The organism is Brevibacillus sp. SIMBA_040 (assembly GCF_046535075.1).
Classification (GTDB): Bacteria; Bacillota; Bacilli; order Brevibacillales; family Brevibacillaceae; genus Brevibacillus.
This window is the reverse complement of sequence record NZ_JAWRXI010000387.1, coordinates 1-240: the sequence shown is the minus strand read 5'-3', so window position 1 is coordinate 240 and position 240 is coordinate 1. Positions and strand designations below refer to the sequence as shown.

1 protein-coding gene is annotated in these 240 nt (G+C 40.0%); it reads right to left on the bottom strand.

The features are described from left to right. Positions 1–240, bottom strand: a 240-nt coding sequence (locus SB752_RS33200; protein ID WP_410719629.1) for a hypothetical protein, incomplete at both ends; no start/stop codon positions are given.

Sequence of the window (240 nt, the reverse complement as noted above, 5' to 3'; positions counted from 1 at the left end):
ATATGCACCTCCAGAAATACTACTACCAAGGAAAAATTCTTCTGCAGTAGCAGTACGTACACTACCTATTCCCCAGTTTGCTCCTCCACCTGTAGGACCTGTATTAGAAAAACCTATAAGAGCAAAATTTCCTGTTGCCGTAGGAGAAGTATTTCTAACGGCCATGATCGGAAATGAATTATTACTTGCAGGCCCGTCAATTAATGTAAATCTATTATTAACAGCTGCCGTAGTTACAAC